The organism is Rhodanobacter sp. L36 (assembly GCF_009765755.1).
Taxonomy (GTDB): Bacteria; Pseudomonadota; Gammaproteobacteria; order Xanthomonadales; family Rhodanobacteraceae; genus Rhodanobacter.
On the sequence record NZ_LMUV01000004.1, the window covers coordinates 1 to 15466 of the forward strand.

At 63.6% G+C, this 15466-nt stretch carries 19 protein-coding genes; 11 read left to right on the top strand and 8 right to left on the bottom strand.

The window, feature by feature from the left end; genetic code table 11:
• A partial coding sequence (locus GSQ73_RS07150) for an aspartyl protease family protein (protein ID WP_158882514.1) occupies window positions 1-1210 on the top strand: 1210 nt, incomplete at its 5' end.
• Window positions 1211-1251: 41 nt separating this feature from the next.
• Here GSQ73_RS07150 and GSQ73_RS07155 read toward each other — a convergent pair.
• Window positions 1252-2244 carry a pteridine-dependent deoxygenase gene (locus GSQ73_RS07155; protein ID WP_158882516.1) on the bottom strand — a complete coding sequence of 331 codons (993 nt, stop codon included), beginning with the start codon at window positions 2242-2244 and terminating at the stop codon, window positions 1252-1254.
• A 92-nt stretch (window positions 2245-2336) separates the two neighbouring features.
• On the opposite strand from GSQ73_RS07155, the gene GSQ73_RS07160 reads away from it, so the two are divergent.
• The 5 genes from GSQ73_RS07160 (at window position 2337) to GSQ73_RS07180 (ending at window position 5112) form a co-directional block, all read left to right on the top strand.
• The gene (locus GSQ73_RS07160) at window positions 2337-2606 is read left to right on the top strand and encodes a phosphopantetheine-binding protein (protein ID WP_158882518.1); all 270 of its coding nucleotides are present in this window, start codon (window positions 2337-2339) and stop codon (window positions 2604-2606) included.
• Between the two features lie 92 nt (window positions 2607-2698).
• Window positions 2699-3415: a xanthomonadin biosynthesis protein gene (locus GSQ73_RS07165; RefSeq protein ID WP_158882520.1), complete on the top strand. Its 717-nt coding sequence runs from the start codon at window positions 2699-2701 to the stop codon at window positions 3413-3415.
• Complete coding sequence (locus GSQ73_RS07170; protein ID WP_158882522.1) at window positions 3412-3717, top strand: hydroxymyristoyl-ACP dehydratase; 306 nt, start codon at window positions 3412-3414, stop codon at window positions 3715-3717. The genes GSQ73_RS07165 and GSQ73_RS07170 overlap by 4 nt, the downstream gene beginning before the upstream one ends.
• Window positions 3714-4670, top strand: coding sequence for an acyltransferase (locus GSQ73_RS07175; RefSeq protein WP_158882524.1), 957 nt, complete (start codon window positions 3714-3716; stop codon window positions 4668-4670). Before GSQ73_RS07170 ends, GSQ73_RS07175 begins: the two co-directional genes overlap by 4 nt.
• A gap of 7 nt (window positions 4671-4677) precedes the next feature.
• Entirely contained in the window at window positions 4678-5112 is a 435-nt protein-coding gene (locus tag GSQ73_RS07180) for a phosphotransferase (RefSeq protein ID WP_158882908.1), read from the top strand.
• Window positions 5113-5142: 30 nt separating this feature from the next.
• On the opposite strand, the gene GSQ73_RS07185 is transcribed toward GSQ73_RS07180, so the two are convergent.
• Genes GSQ73_RS07185 through GSQ73_RS07205 form a run of 5 tightly spaced genes read right to left on the bottom strand, consistent with a single transcriptional unit; the run spans window position 5143 to window position 10740 of the window.
• A complete protein-coding gene (locus GSQ73_RS07185; RefSeq protein ID WP_158882526.1) occupies window positions 5143-6720 on the bottom strand; it encodes a tryptophan 7-halogenase in 1578 nt (525 codons plus the stop codon).
• Entirely contained in the window at window positions 6713-7969 is a 1257-nt protein-coding gene (locus GSQ73_RS07190) for a cation:proton antiporter (RefSeq protein ID WP_158882528.1), read from the bottom strand. Before GSQ73_RS07190 ends, GSQ73_RS07185 begins: the two co-directional genes overlap by 8 nt.
• A gap of 22 nt (window positions 7970-7991) precedes the next feature.
• Window positions 7992-8747 carry a glycosyltransferase family 2 protein gene (locus GSQ73_RS07195; RefSeq protein WP_158882530.1) on the bottom strand — a complete coding sequence of 252 codons (756 nt, stop codon included), beginning with the start codon at window positions 8745-8747 and terminating at the stop codon, window positions 7992-7994.
• Window positions 8744-9550, bottom strand: a complete 807-nt coding sequence (locus GSQ73_RS07200; protein WP_158882532.1) for a beta-ketoacyl synthase chain length factor — start codon at window positions 9548-9550, stop codon at window positions 8744-8746. Before GSQ73_RS07200 ends, GSQ73_RS07195 begins: the two co-directional genes overlap by 4 nt.
• Window positions 9547-10740 (bottom strand): beta-ketoacyl-[acyl-carrier-protein] synthase family protein, encoded by a 1194-nt coding sequence (locus GSQ73_RS07205; RefSeq protein ID WP_158882534.1) that lies wholly within the window; start codon window positions 10738-10740, stop codon window positions 9547-9549. Before GSQ73_RS07205 ends, GSQ73_RS07200 begins: the two co-directional genes overlap by 4 nt.
• A 192-nt stretch (window positions 10741-10932) precedes the next feature.
• Between GSQ73_RS07205 and GSQ73_RS07210 the strand changes: the two genes are divergently transcribed.
• Both GSQ73_RS07210 and hemF read left to right on the top strand, forming a co-directional pair.
• The gene (locus GSQ73_RS07210) at window positions 10933-11331 is read left to right on the top strand and encodes a hypothetical protein (protein ID WP_158882536.1); all 399 of its coding nucleotides are present in this window, start codon (window positions 10933-10935) and stop codon (window positions 11329-11331) included.
• Between the two features lie 124 nt (window positions 11332-11455).
• Complete coding sequence (hemF, locus tag GSQ73_RS07215) at window positions 11456-12358, top strand: oxygen-dependent coproporphyrinogen oxidase (RefSeq protein ID WP_158882538.1); 903 nt, start codon at window positions 11456-11458, stop codon at window positions 12356-12358.
• Between the two features lie 78 nt (window positions 12359-12436).
• On the opposite strand, the gene GSQ73_RS07220 is transcribed toward hemF, so the two are convergent.
• A complete protein-coding gene (locus GSQ73_RS07220) occupies window positions 12437-13096 on the bottom strand; it encodes a hypothetical protein (protein WP_158882910.1) in 660 nt (219 codons plus the stop codon).
• Between the two features lie 144 nt (window positions 13097-13240).
• Here GSQ73_RS07220 and gpmA point away from each other — a divergent pair, with 144 nt between their 5' ends.
• The 3 genes from gpmA to GSQ73_RS07235 all read left to right on the top strand — a co-directional run bounded on the left by gpmA (window position 13241) and on the right by GSQ73_RS07235 (window position 15009).
• The gene (gpmA, locus tag GSQ73_RS07225) at window positions 13241-13984 is read left to right on the top strand and encodes a 2,3-diphosphoglycerate-dependent phosphoglycerate mutase (RefSeq protein ID WP_158882540.1); all 744 of its coding nucleotides are present in this window, start codon (window positions 13241-13243) and stop codon (window positions 13982-13984) included.
• Between the two features lie 4 nt (window positions 13985-13988).
• Window positions 13989-14363, top strand: coding sequence for a cupin domain-containing protein (locus tag GSQ73_RS07230; protein WP_158882542.1), 375 nt, complete (start codon window positions 13989-13991; stop codon window positions 14361-14363).
• A 103-nt stretch (window positions 14364-14466) separates the two neighbouring features.
• Entirely contained in the window at window positions 14467-15009 is a 543-nt protein-coding gene (locus tag GSQ73_RS07235) for a DUF1453 domain-containing protein (RefSeq protein ID WP_158882544.1), read from the top strand.
• Window positions 15010-15018: 9 nt separating this feature from the next.
• On the opposite strand, the gene GSQ73_RS07240 is transcribed toward GSQ73_RS07235, so the two are convergent.
• Window positions 15019-15411 (bottom strand): peptidase C13, encoded by a 393-nt coding sequence (locus GSQ73_RS07240; RefSeq protein ID WP_158882546.1) that lies wholly within the window; start codon window positions 15409-15411, stop codon window positions 15019-15021.
• Window positions 15412-15466 lie beyond the last annotated feature (55 nt).

Consider the following 15466-nt stretch of genomic DNA (forward strand, 5'->3'; position numbering starts at 1 on the left):
CGGTCGTCAAACCGTCGTGGCGATAACCGTCAACGGAAAGAAGCTGCGGGCGATGATCGATTCCGGAGCGTCCGTCACCGTGTTGAGTCGCCATGCTGCAGAACATGTCGGCATCAACCTCGATGGACCGGACGCGAAACCTGGCGTCACCGGTACTGGTATCGGTTCGAAGTCCGTCAAGGCGTGGACGGTCAATATCGATTCCTTCTCCGTCGGCACCGAGTTGATTCAACACACCCAGCTGGAGGTCATCGACTCCTCGATAGGCCGCGATGTCGACATGCTGCTCGGCGCGGATTTTCTTCTGGCCCATCACATGTTCATCGCAAACAGCCAGGACAAGGTGTATCTCACCTACAACGGCGGCCGCCTGTTTGCGCTAGCCAAAGCCACCACCGATGGCGAAAGCCCAGATAGCGAAAAAGCTGCGCCACTGCAGAATGCCGCCGACTACGCATTGCGTGGTGCAGCGCATGTATCTCGTGGTGAGCCGGAAGCAGCGATCGCTGATTTGAACGAAGCGATTCGCCTGGCGCCCGAACAAGCCACTTACTATCTTGCGCGCGCACGTGCCTATCTTGCCGAGCGACAACCTGGTGCTGCATTGGCTGATCTGGACAAGGCTGTGGGTCTCGAACCAAAAAATGTCGATGCGTTGCTGATGCGCGCCCACGTTCGTTTCGAGCACGGAAACGGTGCCGGCGCGTTGTCGGATGCCAATGCGGCAAATCCGCTAGCGCCCATGGGATCTCCGGACTCCCGCACCGTCGCGGGCCTGTACGTCGCGCTCGAACAACCCGCCACGGCTTTGCCTTTGCTGGATGGCTGGATTCAAATGCATCCGTATGATGTACATCTTGGCAACGTACTCAACGAACGCTGCTGGGCCCGCAGCTTGAGCAATCAATCGCTCGACGATGCCTTGAGTGACTGCCGCAAAGCCATCAAGCGCGATGGCGAAAATCCACAATATCTCGACAGTCTCGGCATGGTGCAACTGCGACTCGGCCATTATCCCGAGTCGATCGCTGCCTACGAAAAGGCGGCCAAGGACACGCATTCCGCCTGGACACTTTATGGACTCGGGCTGGCAAAAATCCGCATCGGCCAGAAAGAGGCGGGCAATGCCGAGCTCGTTGCCGCGCGCGCGATCAAGCCGGACATCGATGCACACGTCGCGAAAATCGGTTTGATCGCGACGAAGCCTTGAAGCGGGTTAATCGATTTGGAAACTGAAGCGCCCGAAACGCTTCAGGCGTAGCGCCAGCCGTCGATTTCCACCAGCAACTCGCGGCGACAGATATCGCCGTGCAACAGCAACACGGGCACGCCGGGCAGGCGGCGTTGCAGGAAGTCGCGCACGCGCGACACATCGCCACTGTTGCGCACGTAGGCTTTCATCGGCGAACGCGTATCGAAGCCCGCAGCCATGTGCGCGTTGGCCAGCAGCGCTTCGAGATTGACGAGCGTTTCCTCAAGCTGCGCGTCGAGATCGTCGTGATGCGCGGATGCATGGCCGACCACCGCCGCCGTGCCGGAGATTGCCAGCGCATCGCCTGCCGGCAACACCATCGCGCGGGCGAAACTCGGTGGCGTGCGACCGTACTGGCGTGGGTAACGCCACGCGCTGACCTGGCGTGGATTCTCCACGCGTGTACCGGGTTGGTCGCATGCCAGCAGGTAAACCTGCAGGCGTGGCGCGGAATCGAGATGCCCGATCGCCGTCGCCGCGGGAAAGCCGTCTGCGAAAAACGAACCCATGCCACGCGCGCGCCCTTCGCAGAACTGCTTGTAGCGTTCGGCGTCGTCTTCGCCCTGGTTGATCGCGCCGAGGTAATTCCATACGCGCGTGACGTGCTGCGTGCCGCGTGCACCGACGAAACGGTGCATCTGCTCGTAGGCGAGTTGGGCTGTGCGCAACGGGCCGCCGTGTTCGGTTTCATCGAGCTCGATGGCCGCGAACAACCAGCCACCACCGGACGACCAGCGAAGTGCGCCTTGCATGCCGTACTGGACTTCGGCATCGACCTGCCAGAGTTCCATCGGCGCCGGCGAATCGACGCTTTCCAGCGCGACTTGCAGCAGTCGTGGATCGTCAATGGCAGGGCCGCCGCTGCCGAAACGCAGCACCGCCAGCGTGCCGGGTTCGGCCAGCGCGGACGCCACATCGGTCAGCCGATACGACACCCGAGGTGCCTGGCGTGGAAGCGTCTGGAGCAGTGGGTCTTCACATCCCTGAATCATTGCGTCTAACCGGGAACGACAAGGGCGCTATGTTACACTCCGCGCCCACTGCCACCGGGGGGAGGCAATGCAATCAGAGTACGGAATCGAGCATGGCAGAACAGACAGCGGCACAACACGACCTGGCCACGTTGATCGTGCAGTGCCTGAACCTCGAGACCGTCACGCCGGAACAGATCGATCCTGATGCGCCGCTGTTCGGTGGTGACCTCGGGCTGGATTCGATCGACGCGCTGGAAATCGCGCTGGCCGTATCCAAGCGCTATGGCTTTCAGCTCCGTTCGGACAATCCGGACAACCGGCAGATCTTCACCAGCCTGCGTACGCTATCCGAACACGTCGAGCAACAACGCGCGGGCTGAAGCCGGCCGAGCCGGGTTTCATGGCGACCTCACACGCAGGCCGGGCATCCGTGGCACGCTGTGATCAGGTTGCGGTTCTCGCGGAATCCGGCATGACATCCACCACTGCAATGCCTGATAATGCACGGCGCTACGCGTTGTTGCCGTGGCTTGCCTATCCGTTGCTCGCGGTAGCTGGTGCACTGACCCATCGACAGATTTTTCCGCTGCTCGCGCTGATGTCGCTGATGACGGCAGTGATGTGGTCGCGGTTGCGTGCGCGTCGCGTCACTGCCTGGCTGCTGTGGTTTGCGCTGGCAGCAGGCATGGCATGGCTCTCGTTGCTCGGTTTCGCCGGCTTGTTGCTCGAAGCGGTACCGGTGCTGATCAACGCGCTGCTTGCGTACGGCTTCGGCCGCACATTGTGCACCGACGAACCGCTGGTCGCGCGCATCATCGTTGCCGTCGAAGGCGAGGATCGGTTGGCGATGGCGGGCGTCTCGCGGTACGCCCGTCAGCTCACGGGGTTCTGGACGTTTCTGCTGGCGACGCAGGCACTCGTGCTGGCGGTGCTGCTGATGTGCGCGCAGCACAGCGGATTGCTGGCGCAATTACATATGACATCGCCGTTGCCGATTCCCGATCACTGGGCTGCACTCTGGTTGCACGCGGGCGGCTACATCCTGCTCGGGTCGGTGTTCGCGCTTGAATATGGCTACCGCCGCTGGCACCTGCGTCATCTCGAACACACCAGCCTGCGCGATATCGTCACGCGGGTATCGCGACACTGGCCGCAGCTTTTGCGCAGTCATGGGACGCCTGCTGCATGAACGCCCCGGCTTTTGAACAGTCATTTGCCATCGACGCCGGACATCCGTCGTTGCCAGGACATTTTCCCGGTCACCCGCTAGTGCCTGGCGTGATGCTGCTGGAACAGGTGGCGCTGGCGCTTCGTGCATGGCGTGGTCAGCGACTGGCCGGCGTGAGCGAGGCGAAGTTCGTCGCGCCATTGTTGCCTGATCAGATTGCGACCGTTCGACTGACGCGGTCCGATGCAGCAACGCGCGTGCGCTTCGAAATCCATCGCGAAGGCAACCTGCTCGCACGCGGCATGATCGAAGGCGCGACATGAGCACGAACGAACACTGGCAGAGCCGGCCCGAAGGCGGCGGACGTTTCGCGATGTGGCTGATCCGCGCGATCGCCCTCTACGGCGGTCGTCGACTTGGCCGGATTCTGCTGTACCCGATCACGTTTTATTTTTACGTGCGCCGCGCGCCGGAAAGAAAGGCGTCGAAGCAGTACCTGCAACGCGTGTTCGGGAAGCCGCCGATGCCGTGGCAGGTGTTTCGTCATCTGCATGCGTATGCAGCGACCACGCTGGATCGGATCTTTCTTCTCGCACATGGCGAGAAGGGATTCGAGATCGAGACCGTCGGCCTGGAAATGCTCGACCGGCAACTGGAATTCGGGCGCGGCGCGCTGCTGTTCGGTTCGCATCAGGGGAGTTTTGAAGCCCTGCGCGCGATCGGCACGCGGCGCCCGGATCTGTTGCTGCGCGTGGTGCTGGACAAGCAGAAGACGCCAGCGATGACGGAACTGCTTGAAGCGCTGGCGCCCGAGGTCGGCGCATATGTCATCGACGCATCGCGCGACGGCACATCGATTGCGCTGGCGATGGCCGAAGCGTGCCAGGCCGGACAGCTGGTGGCGATGCTCGCCGATCGTGGACGCGGACACGAGGTTCTGCGTCGTGCGCCGTTCCTCGGATCGCCGGCGCCGTTCCCCGTCACGCCGTGGTTGATGGCGCACACGCTGCAAGTGCCGGTGATGCTTTGCTTCGGCCTTTATCTCGGCGGCAATCGCTATCGGCTGGTGTTCGAACCGATGGCCGAGCGCGTGCATATTCCAAGGCACGATCGTGGGCCGGCGCTGGACGCGCTGATCGCCGCCTATGCGCAGCGGCTGGAGCACTACATTCACCTCGCGCCATACAACTGGTTCAACTTTTTCGATTTCTGGCAGGACGACGGTGCCGCGGCGCCAGCCATTGACGAAACAGCGGGCGAACACGTCGGTGCGTGATGTTCCGCTGCTGGAAAAAGCCGACTGGGCTTCGCTGATTCCGCATGCCGGCGCGATGTGCCTGCTCGACGCAGTGCTGGTGTGGGATCAGCAAGGCATCCACGCGATCAGCGAAAGCCATGCGCGCGCGGATCATCCGTTACGCAGCACACTTGGACTTCATGCCGTACATCTTGCGGAATACGGCGCGCAGGCGATGGCCGTGCACGGCGGCTTGCTGGCGCGATCGAAAGGCGCGCAAGCTGCGCGAGCCGGCCGGCTGGTCAGCCTGCGTGATGTGCAGCTGCACGTTGAATACGTCGATCTTTCCGATGGCCGTCTGGACGTCCATGCCGAATGTCTCTACGCCGACGACGGCGGCGCGCAATACACGTTTCGCATCGAGCATCGGGACAGCGTGCTGGCCACCGGCCGCGCCGCGGTGATTCACCCGGCGGACTGAAGCTTTCGGCCGCTCGGCGCGGCTGTCGTTCTACGCAAACTCGAACAGCATCGGTTGCGGATGTCCCGACAACGGCGCGTGCAGTTTTGCATCGGTAGCGGCGGCGCGCAGCGTGATTGCATCGGCGATCCCTTCGAGCAGGCGCACATTCTCGCGCAGGCGCGCACGAAGGCCGGCATCGTCCAGTGGATCGTGCAGTCCGCGGTTGAGTTCGGCGAACCACGCCAGCGAGCACTGATCGAGCATCTCGCGCCGTGTTTGGCGCCCGCCGGCCTGATGCCAGTCGCGAAACAGTTGCTGCATGCGCTGGTTGAGCGCCTGTGCGCGTTCCAGTTGCGGGCGCATCTCGCCGAGCAGATCGAGATCGGTCAGCCGCTGCTGGAACATCAGCTGACACAGCACGCCCCAGTAGTACGCGTAATCCCAGATCACCTTGGTCGGCAGCACTTCGGGGTTGCCGAACAACGGGTACTGATTGCGGAAAAGCGCCAGCGTGTTTTCGTAGAACGAGAAATAAAGCTTCTCGTAGAAATGCGCGTAAGGCGCCACGTTGCGGCCGGCGCGATCGTGGCCGATCAGGGCGACGATGTACGTGTTGGCGATGGCGATGAAGTCGCTGCCCGGCGAATAGAACGGATCGAGGAACGTGCCGGCTTCACCGGTCAGCGCCCAGCGATCAGCGGAGAACAACTGCTTGCAACCGTGCGAGTAGCCGCGCAGGAAACGGAAGTCGAGCAGCGTATCGCGCTCAGCTTCAATCGCACGGCCCATCGCGGGTTGGCGTTCGTGCAGCCAAGCCAGCGCCTTGTCGAAATCGCGCATGCCGTCGAGCGGATGCATCTTCGCGTCAGTGACGATACCGATCGAATGCGCGCCGGAACCGAGCGGAATCAGCCACGCCCAGTAACCCGGGCCCATCAGGTGATTGGTCGAGCGCCAGCGTTCCGGCGGCGACACGCGGCCGCGCCAGTCGGCGTCGTCGTTCCAGCTGTCGATGTCGATCATCGCGTCCATGCGGAACCACACCGCGTTGGCGTGATGGCCGTTGTCCAGGGTGAGATCGAATCGCCGACGCAGGAGTGCAGCGCGGCCGGATGCGTCGAGCAACCAGCGTGAGCTGACATGGTGCTCTCCGTTGTCGTCGGTGAAGCGCACTTCGTGCGCAGCGCCGTGCGTGCCGACGTTGAAGGATTTGACCGTGGCACCATCGCGAAAATCGATGCCTCGCCGACGCGCTTCCTCGCCAAGGAAAGTTTCGAAAATGCCGCGATCGAGTTGATAACTCGGCGCTGGCAGAATTTTGCTGACGCCGAGCTCGGTGGTGTTCTCGACGTCTGTTCGGCCGTCCGAAAAGAAATAGCGCAGGCCGAACTTGCGGATGTGTTCTTCATCCAGATGCTCGCGCAGGCCCAGCGTGTGATCGAAATAATGCGCGCCGATTTCCACCGTCGATTCGCCGACCTTGTGCGCCGCCGACTGCAGCGGATGACGCTGGCGTTCGATCACCAGAATGTCCATGTCCGGAAATTCGCCGCGCAACTGCAGCGCCAGACAAAGTCCGGCGAGGCCGCCGCCGAGAATCACTGCTTCACGCATCGCATCACTCATGGATAGAACGCCTTGTCGCCATCGCCGGTTTCGCGGCGCTGCGGGTGAAATACAGCAACATCGGCGTGGTCATCATCGTGGTGACGATCGCCATGATCAGCAGAAGGGTGAACATGCGATGGTCGATCACGCCGGTGTCCAGGCCGACCTTCATCACGATCAGTTCCATCATCCCGCGCGCATTCATCAGCGAGCCGATGGCGAATGAGTCACGCCAACTCTGCCGCGCGATGCGCGCGCCGGCAACGCCGCCGAGGACCTTGCCGAGAATCGCCACTGCCAGCAGCAAGGCCAGTGCCACGCCCATGCCCGGCTGCAGCAGGTCGGCGCTCGTGCTCAGGCCTGCGAGCGCGAAGAACACCGGCAGCAGCAACAGCAGTGCAACCTTCTCCACCCGTTCGATCAGGCTGGCGAGCAAGCGGTCGTCGCGTGGTAGACAGAGCCCGAACAGGAATGCGCCGAACACCGGATGCAGGTTCAGGAATTCGGTGACCGCCGCGCAGGCCAGCGCACCCATCAACAACAGGGCGAGCGCGCCGCCGTCCACGCCACCGTTCGGTACGTGCCTCGACAGCGCGCGTGCGCTGAGCGGGCGTATCACCAATAGGCATAACGCCAGCAGCAGCGTCAGCCCGACGAGCGTGCGCCAGAACGGCATCCAGTCGCCGTGCGCGGAAATCAACGCCACGATCACCGCGAGCATCAGCCAGGCCAGCACGTCGGCCACTGCAGCTGCGGCGATCGCAAGCTGGCCGGGGTTGCTCTGGGTCAGTTCGCGATCCTTGAGGATGCGCGCCATCACCGGCAATGCGGTGACTGCACCTGCGGTCGCCATGAACAACGCGAACGGCCAGAACGCGATGCCGTGCGGCGCGAATTGCGGATACAGCATCGGCGCCGCGCCGAGACCCAGCGCCATCGGCAGGATCACTGCGCAACCGGCGATCCAGCCCGAGGTGGCGAGGTTGCGACGGATGCTGCCGGGCAGGCGCAATTCCGCGCCGACCACCACCATGAACAACACCAGCCCGAGCGTGCTGAGGCTCTCGAGTCCTGCAAGGCTTTGCGGTGCGAACAGCGTTGCCTGCCAGTGCGGCGCAAGCGCGCCGAACACCAGCGGACCGAGTGCGAGTCCGGCGATCATTTCGCCGACGACCGGCGGTTGTCCGAGCCAGCGCAATAGCCAGGCAGCGACCCGCGAAGCGAGCAGAATCACCAGCAATTGCATCAGCAGCATGGAATGAATCACGACAACTCCCTCGGTCGCCAGGTCAGACGCAGGTATCGCCCATGATGACGGGTTTGCCGCGCGAGCGTCGATAGCTCGCCGGGATTTTCCCGTATTGGATGACGCGCCCCACCGTGTAGAACGTGATGCGCGTGACATCCCGCACCGGGCTGAAATGACTGCGCCGGAATTCGCCGTGATAGCGCGAGGCGATCGGCACCGACACGACGCCGATGTTCTTTTCGCGCGATGCGGCGATCAACACGGCGGCCTCGAAAACGAAATCTTCCGCCGGCAGATCGACCAGCTCCAGCGCGGCAGGTGGATACCAGCGCTGCCCGCTTTGCGTGTCGGCAATCGGCTGCGCACAGGCGAACGAGATGCCCCAGTCCGCCACCGCGTTTGCGCGACGACGGCCTTTGGGCTGTTGTTCGCGATCGAGCAGGCGTGCGCCGATCACGATGCGATCGGGGTAGCGTGCGGCTGCAGCCACAATGCGCGGAATGTCGCTGGCCTGATGCTGGCCGTCGCCATCCATCGTCAGCACGGCGTCGTAGCCGCAGCGCAGCGCTTCACGAAAACCCCTGCGCAGCGCTTCGCCTTTGCCGCCGCGCACAGGCTGGCGCAGCAGCGTGACCGGCAGTGCACCGACGATCTGCGGCGTCTGATCGTCCGAGCCGTCGTCGATCACGATCACCGGTGCGCCGAGCGCCAGCACCGATTCGACCACACCGCGAATGGCCGCCTCTTCGTTGAAACAGGGAATCAGCACGCACCAGCGCAAAGCGGTGGTGTTCACGCGGCGCGCTCGGCAACCATCGCCTGCGTGTCGATGCGCAACTGCATTCCGCTTGATGCGTCGACGCGACAATGACCGCCGCCGCGCGCCAGCACCGCGAGCAATGCCAGCGCAGTGGCCGACGGATTGCCGCGACTCCAGCCGGAGAGTGGCTCGGGCAGTTCGCTGATGTCCTGTCCCGATGTCAGCGTCATGTCGAGGCACGCGAGCGTGTCGATGCTGCGCTCGGGTGTGAGCACCAGCGCACAGGCGAACGCCTGCGTGCAGCCGGTGACTTCGTTCAATGGACCGCTGCCGGCGGTGTCGCTGCAAACCAGCAGCACCGGGCGTCGTTCGGCGACGACCTGGCACGCCGCTTCGAGCAGGCCGGCACCGAAACTCGCGCGTTGCGCGGCCAGCGCGGTGGATGGCGCGTGGCAATCGGTGGCGATCGTCCAGTAGCCGACCGGCGCGTTGTGGACGGAATTGTGGAAGCGCGTCGGCGAGAGTTCGCCGGGCGCATTCGCAAGGGTTGCGCACATGTAATCGGTGATCGGCTGGTCGCCGTGCGACGAGGCGAAAACGCAGGCCAGATTGCGAGCATCGCGGCCGCTCATCACCACTGCCTGTCCGGCGACTTCCACCGCCAGCAGTACGCTTTCCGGTGCACGCCGGCGTTCGTTCGCAGGCAGCGTGATCGCGGCTGGCCGCGCCGGCGGCGGAGTCGGCTCGATGCCATCGAGTAGCTCGCGCAGCGCGGCGAAATTCGCCAGTTGCGGCGACCACACGCCGACACCTTCGACATGCACGCGCAACGCGCTCATCCGCTGAACCCCGCGCGTGCGAAGGCGAGGCATGCGTTGTTGCCGCCGAAGCCGAATGAATTGCTGAGCGCCACATTGACGCGCTGCTTTTCGTTGCGCCATGCGAACTGCGCGCCGCACACCGCGTCGGGCGTATCGCCGCCGAGGTTGCCGGGAATCAGGTCGTGTTCGATGGCGAGCAACGCGATCACCGCTTCGACGATGCCGGCCGCGCCCAGCGTATGGCCGGTGAAACCCTTGGTGGAACTGGCGCGCGTGCTTGCCGGAAACGAGCGGCTGACCAGCGCCGCTTCCACTTCGTCGTTCTTCTGGCTCGCGGTGCCGTGCAGGTTGATGTAGTCGACTTGCGACGCATCGAGCCCGGCGCGGAGCAACGCATCGCGCAGCGCCAGTTCGGCGCCGAGTCCTTCGGGATGCGGCGTGGACATGTGATGCGCATCGCTCGCTTCGCCGTAGCCGAGCAGACGCGGCGCATGCGGCGCGACGTCGGCGCGTTCCAGCAATGCGAAGCCGGCCGCTTCGCCGATCGAGATGCCGTTGCGCGATGCGTCGAACGGGCGGCACGGTTCGGGCGACACCAGTTCCAGCGCGTTGAAACCGAACAGCACGCTGTCGCACAACGTGTCCACGCCGCCGACCACGGCAGCATCGACCAGGCCCAGCCGCATCAATCGTTCGGCGTTCGCGAACACCTTGGCGCTGGACGAGCACGCGGTGGAAACGGTCAGGCACGGACCTTCGATGCCCAACGCCTCGGCAACGAACGCGGACAGCGAATGCGGCGCATGCACCGGTGGCCAGAGCATGTCGTCGGGAAGGCCGCCATCGGCGTCGAGCCGTCGATACGACTCTTCGGTGGCGCCGATGCTCGATGTCGATGTGCCCAGCAACAGCGCAACGCGTTTGGCGCCGTAGCGATCGCGCGCGGCGCGCACGCGTTCGAGAAAACCGTCCTGGTTCAGCCCGAGCCAAGCCAGCCGATCGTTGCGGCATTCCCAGCGGGCGAAAGCGGTGGGCAGCGGTCGATCCTCGATGCCGTCGACGCGGCCGATCCAGCAGTCCAGCGGCGCGCTGCTGAAATCGTTGTGGCGCAGGCCGCTGCGTGCATGCTCCAGCGCATGCAGATGCGCCACCAGGCCGTGGCCGATGGCGGAAGTGACGGTGTATGCGGAGACCGCAAGGGGGTTCATCGGTACTGACATCGCAAAAGCCTAGCGGTCACTTCGGGAATTGCCTAGCCGCAACTGGGGCAGCACCTGTGCATCGTCTCCATGCGCGCATGAAAATGCTGCGAACCTCTTCGCCGGCCGCACTCTTGAACGCTGCGCACGCTCCCGGCAGACTGCGCGGGCCGCGCGTTCGCCGGTGCCAGGGGAAAAACGATGTCGCGCTCACGACTGCTGCTGTTGCCAATGTTGTTGCTGGTCATGGCCTTCGGTCGGGCGCCGCTGGTGAATCCGCCGCCCGTCGCTGTGCCAAGCGGCATGACCGCAGCACGGGTGAGCAAGGCGGTCGATGCCGCTCTGATCGGACGTGGCTGGACACTGAGTGCCGAACAGGCCGATGGCGTCGACGGCACCCTCAGTCGCAGCGACTACTCCGCAAAGATTCACGTGTCCTTCGACACCAGCAAAGTCTTGATCACCTACGTCGACAGCCACAACCTCAAGTACGAGGTCGAAAGGAATGGCCAGCGCATGATCCATTCCAATTACATGAACTGGATGCGCTTCCTGACGCAGGACATCGGCCGCAACCTGCAAATGATGAGGGTCAGCTGAGCCGAATTTGCCCCGGTTGCGTGCGTTGTGGATATGAGGATCAGGTTTTTCGCGCGGCGTCACGCCACAGTGTGCAGTCGGTGACCCTTGCTAAGCTCGGCGCATTGAATCGACGAGCCACACGATGAGCGAACAAGCCGACCTGGCCGAAACTTTCCTGCGCGGATTGCAGCAGCGCATCTGCACTGCTGTCGAAAAGATCGACGGCGGCGCGCGTTTCGAGGAAGACGCCTGGGAACGCGCGGCTGGCGGCGGCGGAATGACCCGCGTGCTGCGCGATGGCGCGGTGTTCGAGCAGGCCGGCGTCAACTTCTCGCGGGTCAGCGGTAACCAGCTTCCGCCAAGTGCCACGGCGCATCGGCCCGAGCTCGCCGGCGGCAGTTTCGTCGCCACTGGCGTGTCGCTGGTGCTGCATCCGCGCAATCCGCATGTGCCGACCACGCATGCCAATGTGCGGTACTTCGAGGCGAGCAAGGAAGGCGTCGATCCGGTGTGGTGGTTCGGCGGCGGCTTCGACCTGACACCGTTTTATCCGCGCGACGAGGATGTGCGGCATTGGCACACGGTAGCGCGCGACTTGTGCGCGCCGTTCGGCAACGACGTCCATACGCGCTACAAGCAGTGGTGCGACGAGTATTTCTATCTCAAGCATCGCGACGAGACGCGCGGCGTCGGCGGCTTGTTTTTCGATGACTTGAACGAAGGTGGCTTCGAACGCTGCTTCGATTTCATGCAGGCGGTGGGCAACGGGTTTCTCGACGCGTACACCCCGATCGTCGAACGCCGCAAGGACACGCCATACGGCGACCGCGAGCGCGAATTCCAGCTGTACCGGCGCGGGCGCTACGTGGAGTTCAACCTGGTCTACGACCGCGGCACCTTGTTCGGGCTGCAATCCGGTGGACGCACCGAGTCGATTCTGATGAGCCTGCCGCCACGCGTGCGTTTTGAATATGCGTATGTACCCGAGCCAGGTTCCGCCGAAGCGAAACTGGCCGAGTATCTGAAACCGCGCGACTGGCTGTAGGAGCGCACCCTGTGCGCGACGCTTTTTGTGACATAACGAAAAGCGTCGTGCACAGAGTGCGCTCCTACGCGCGTTTCGTTACGGCGTCGCGCCGCTGAACTTCACCGGCGTCGCACCTTTCACCGGGCCGATCTGCGCGCTGTCGCTGACTTTCAGTTCCACTTCGCGGCGAAATTCCAGCGTGCCTTGTACGACGGCGTGTGGGCCGATCACGATCACCGGGTTGCGGCTGTTGGAGTGAAACCAGCCGCTCGGCTTGTCGACCAGGATGCCGCCTTCCACACGCGAGTTCGCGCCGACGGTGATGTCGCCGCTGACGGTTTCGATGCCGCCGGCCACGTGCGCCGCGTCGAGTTCGATCGCACCGTTGACGTTGTCCAGCTTGCCGCCGACATCCGCGTTCTGGCCGAGCTGAATGTGGCCGTTGACCGCATTCACTTCGCCGCGCACATGGGTGGATGCGCCCAGCGTGATCGCACCGTTGACCGTGCCGACTTCGCTGGCCTGCGCATGAGTACCGAGATCGACCGAGCCGTTGACGGTGCTGGCTTTCTGCACCACGGCGTTGTCGCCGATCTCGACCGAGCCATTCACCGAGCTGACGTCGCCGGCATGCTGGCCGGCTTCCACGCGCGCGGTACCGTTGATCTTGTCGATATCGTCGTCGTGTGCCGCCGCCATCAGCGGCAGGCCCAACGCGAGCGTGGTGGAAATAAGTACCGTCGAAAGACGACGCATGGCGATCTCCGTGTAGAGGTTGGTGCTGCTTAGGATGCCGCTCGCGGCCATCGGGTTTAGCATGACCTGTGGCAGGGTTCGCATTTGACGATGTCCGGGCCGGCCTGCACCATTCCCGGTTCACGCACCCAGCAGAGCGTCCTCATGCATCGACTTGTATTGATCCGGCACGGCCAGTCCCAATGGAACCTCGACAACCGCTTCAGCGGCTGGGCCGATGTCGATCTCACCGAACAGGGCGTGGCCGAGGCGAAAGAGGCGGGCGAGCTGTTGATCGCCAATGGCTACACGTTCGACGTGGCGCACACCTCGGTGCTCAAGCGCGCCGTGCGCACGCTGTGGGGCGTGCAGGACACGATGGGGCTGATGTGGCTGCCGGTGGTTACCGACTGGCGGCTCAACGAACGCCACTACGGCGGCCTGACCGGGCTCAACAAGGCCGAGACCGCCGCGAAGTACGGCGAGGATCAGGTGAAGATCTGGCGCCGCAGTTACGACATCCCGCCGCCGCCGCTGGAACGCAGCGCGAACGAATCCGTCAACGATCCGCGCTACGCCACGCTCGATCCGAAAGACATCCCCGACACCGAGTGCCTGAAGGACACCGTCGCCCGCGTGCTGCCGTACTGGCACGAAGTGCTGGCGCCGGCGATCAAGGCCGGACAGCGCGTGGTGGTGGCCGCGCACGGCAATTCGCTGCGTGCGCTGGTGAAATATCTCGACAACATTTCCGACGATGCGATCGTCGACCTCAACATTCCGAACGGCGTGCCGCTGGTGTACGAGTTCGACGACGACCTCAAGCCGCTGCGTCATTTCTATCTCGGCGACGCCGCTGCGATCGAGGCGAAGATGGCCGCGGTCGCCAACCAGGGCAAGGCGAAATAACGCGATGCCACAAGCCACGTCACCAAAAGATATCGCCGCGGCGCTCACCGAGCACTGGTCGCCGCGGGTGATCGGCGAACTCGACGACAATTATCTCAAGGTCGCGAAAGTACACGGCGAACTTTGCTGGCACAGCCACGACGCGGAAGACGAGCTGTTCCTCGTTCTTCGCGGCCATCTGCGCATCGAGCTGGAAAACGCCGAGCCGGTGGAGCTCGACGAAGGCGAACTGTTCGTGGTGCCGAAAGGCGTGCGGCACAATCCGGTCGCCGACGAGGAATGCCTGATCATGCTGATCGAGCGCAAGTCGACACTGCACACCGGCCACACCCTCAGCGAAAAAACCCGCACGCTGGCCGAACAACTCGGCGCGATCTGAGCGCGGCGCATGACAGTCGTCATGCGCAATCACAGCCTGTGGTCAATCGTCACCCGCAGGTGACTGCTTTAATCTGACACCGATTCGTTGAACGGGAATACGCATGTCGCAGCAGCTGCTTCACTACCTTCCGATTGCCGCCCTGATGGCTTTCATCGTCTGGCGTCGCGTCAGCCGTTCGTTCGGCCAGCAACGCATCAAGCGCAAGTCGATGATCTTCCGCATCGTCATGTTCAGCATCATCGGTGCGCTGCTCGCGCTCAGTGGTTTCCACAAGCTCGCGTTGCTCGAAGGCCTGGTCGGCGGCGTGTTGATCGGCGCGGTCATCGGTACCGTCGGCCTGCGCCTGACCCGTTTCGAAACCGATCCGGTGAAGGGTGATTGCTACGTGCCCAATCCGTGGATCGGCGCACTGCTGACGGTGCTGTTTCTCGGCCGCATGGCCTGGCGTTTCATGGCGATGGCGCCAGCCATGCACGCCGCCACGCAGAACGACATGTCGCCGTTCGCCGGTTACACATCCAGTCCATTGACCATGCTGATCGTCGGCCTGATCGTCGGTTATTACATCGTCTACTTCACCGGCCTGCTGATTCATCACCGTCGCTTTCAGCGCGGCGAGCCTGCCGGCAGCACGGTCGCCTGATCGGGCGACTTAATGGGTAATGCTGACGTCGATCTCGATCGGATAAACCGGCTGGTCGGCGAGCTTCGGCGGGGCCGGCAGCATGGTCGATGCGAGCCACGCCGTCATGCAGTTCGCGACCGGCGTGCCCGGTTCTGCTGCCACGCGCGTGGTGCGTCCGTCGGATGTCACATCGGCAACCAGGGTGAAGGGTGATCGATCCGCCGGTGCGTTGCTCGCCAGGCAATCTTTCAATGCCGTGGTCATCGGGCCGGTGATCTGCGACCACAACGCTTTCTGATAGGCCGGCCCGGTCGGTCCGACCTCAACCAACCTGCCGCGCGTCACGCGTGCCGCAAAGGCCTCGTCTGCACGTGCAGTCGGCGGCAGCAATTGCAGGGCGATGGCGAGAACGATGGACATGGCGATCTCCGGCATGAGTTGGCAGCGCGCACGGTAGCAGTTCGCGTAGGTCGCG

Bases quoted from the DNA above. Each gene is read 5' to 3' on its own strand.
- GSQ73_RS07160 (WP_158882518.1), top strand. From the start codon at position 2,337: ATGGCAGAACAGACAGCGGCACAACACGACCTGGCCACGTTGATCGTG.
- GSQ73_RS07240 (WP_158882546.1), bottom strand. From the start codon at position 15,411: ATGTCCATCGTTCTCGCCATCGCCCTGCAATTGCTGCCGCCGACTGCA.
- GSQ73_RS07170 (WP_158882522.1), top strand. From the start codon at position 3,412: ATGAACGCCCCGGCTTTTGAACAGTCATTTGCCATCGACGCCGGACAT.
- GSQ73_RS07165 (WP_158882520.1), top strand. From the start codon at position 2,699: ATGACATCCACCACTGCAATGCCTGATAATGCACGGCGCTACGCGTTG.
- GSQ73_RS07235 (WP_158882544.1), top strand. From the start codon at position 14,467: ATGTCGCAGCAGCTGCTTCACTACCTTCCGATTGCCGCCCTGATGGCT.
- GSQ73_RS07200 (WP_158882532.1), bottom strand. From the start codon at position 9,550: ATGAGCGCGTTGCGCGTGCATGTCGAAGGTGTCGGCGTGTGGTCGCCG.
- hemF (WP_158882538.1), top strand. From the start codon at position 11,456: ATGAGCGAACAAGCCGACCTGGCCGAAACTTTCCTGCGCGGATTGCAG.
- GSQ73_RS07175 (WP_158882524.1), top strand. From the start codon at position 3,714: ATGAGCACGAACGAACACTGGCAGAGCCGGCCCGAAGGCGGCGGACGT.
- GSQ73_RS07155 (WP_158882516.1), bottom strand. From the start codon at position 2,244: ATGATTCAGGGATGTGAAGACCCACTGCTCCAGACGCTTCCACGCCAG.
- GSQ73_RS07220 (WP_158882910.1), bottom strand. From the start codon at position 13,096: ATGCGTCGTCTTTCGACGGTACTTATTTCCACCACGCTCGCGTTGGGC.
- GSQ73_RS07210 (WP_158882536.1), top strand. From the start codon at position 10,933: ATGTCGCGCTCACGACTGCTGCTGTTGCCAATGTTGTTGCTGGTCATG.
- GSQ73_RS07230 (WP_158882542.1), top strand. From the start codon at position 13,989: ATGCCACAAGCCACGTCACCAAAAGATATCGCCGCGGCGCTCACCGAG.
- gpmA (WP_158882540.1), top strand. From the start codon at position 13,241: ATGCATCGACTTGTATTGATCCGGCACGGCCAGTCCCAATGGAACCTC.
- GSQ73_RS07185 (WP_158882526.1), bottom strand. From the start codon at position 6,720: ATGAGTGATGCGATGCGTGAAGCAGTGATTCTCGGCGGCGGCCTCGCC.
- GSQ73_RS07205 (WP_158882534.1), bottom strand. From the start codon at position 10,740: ATGAACCCCCTTGCGGTCTCCGCATACACCGTCACTTCCGCCATCGGC.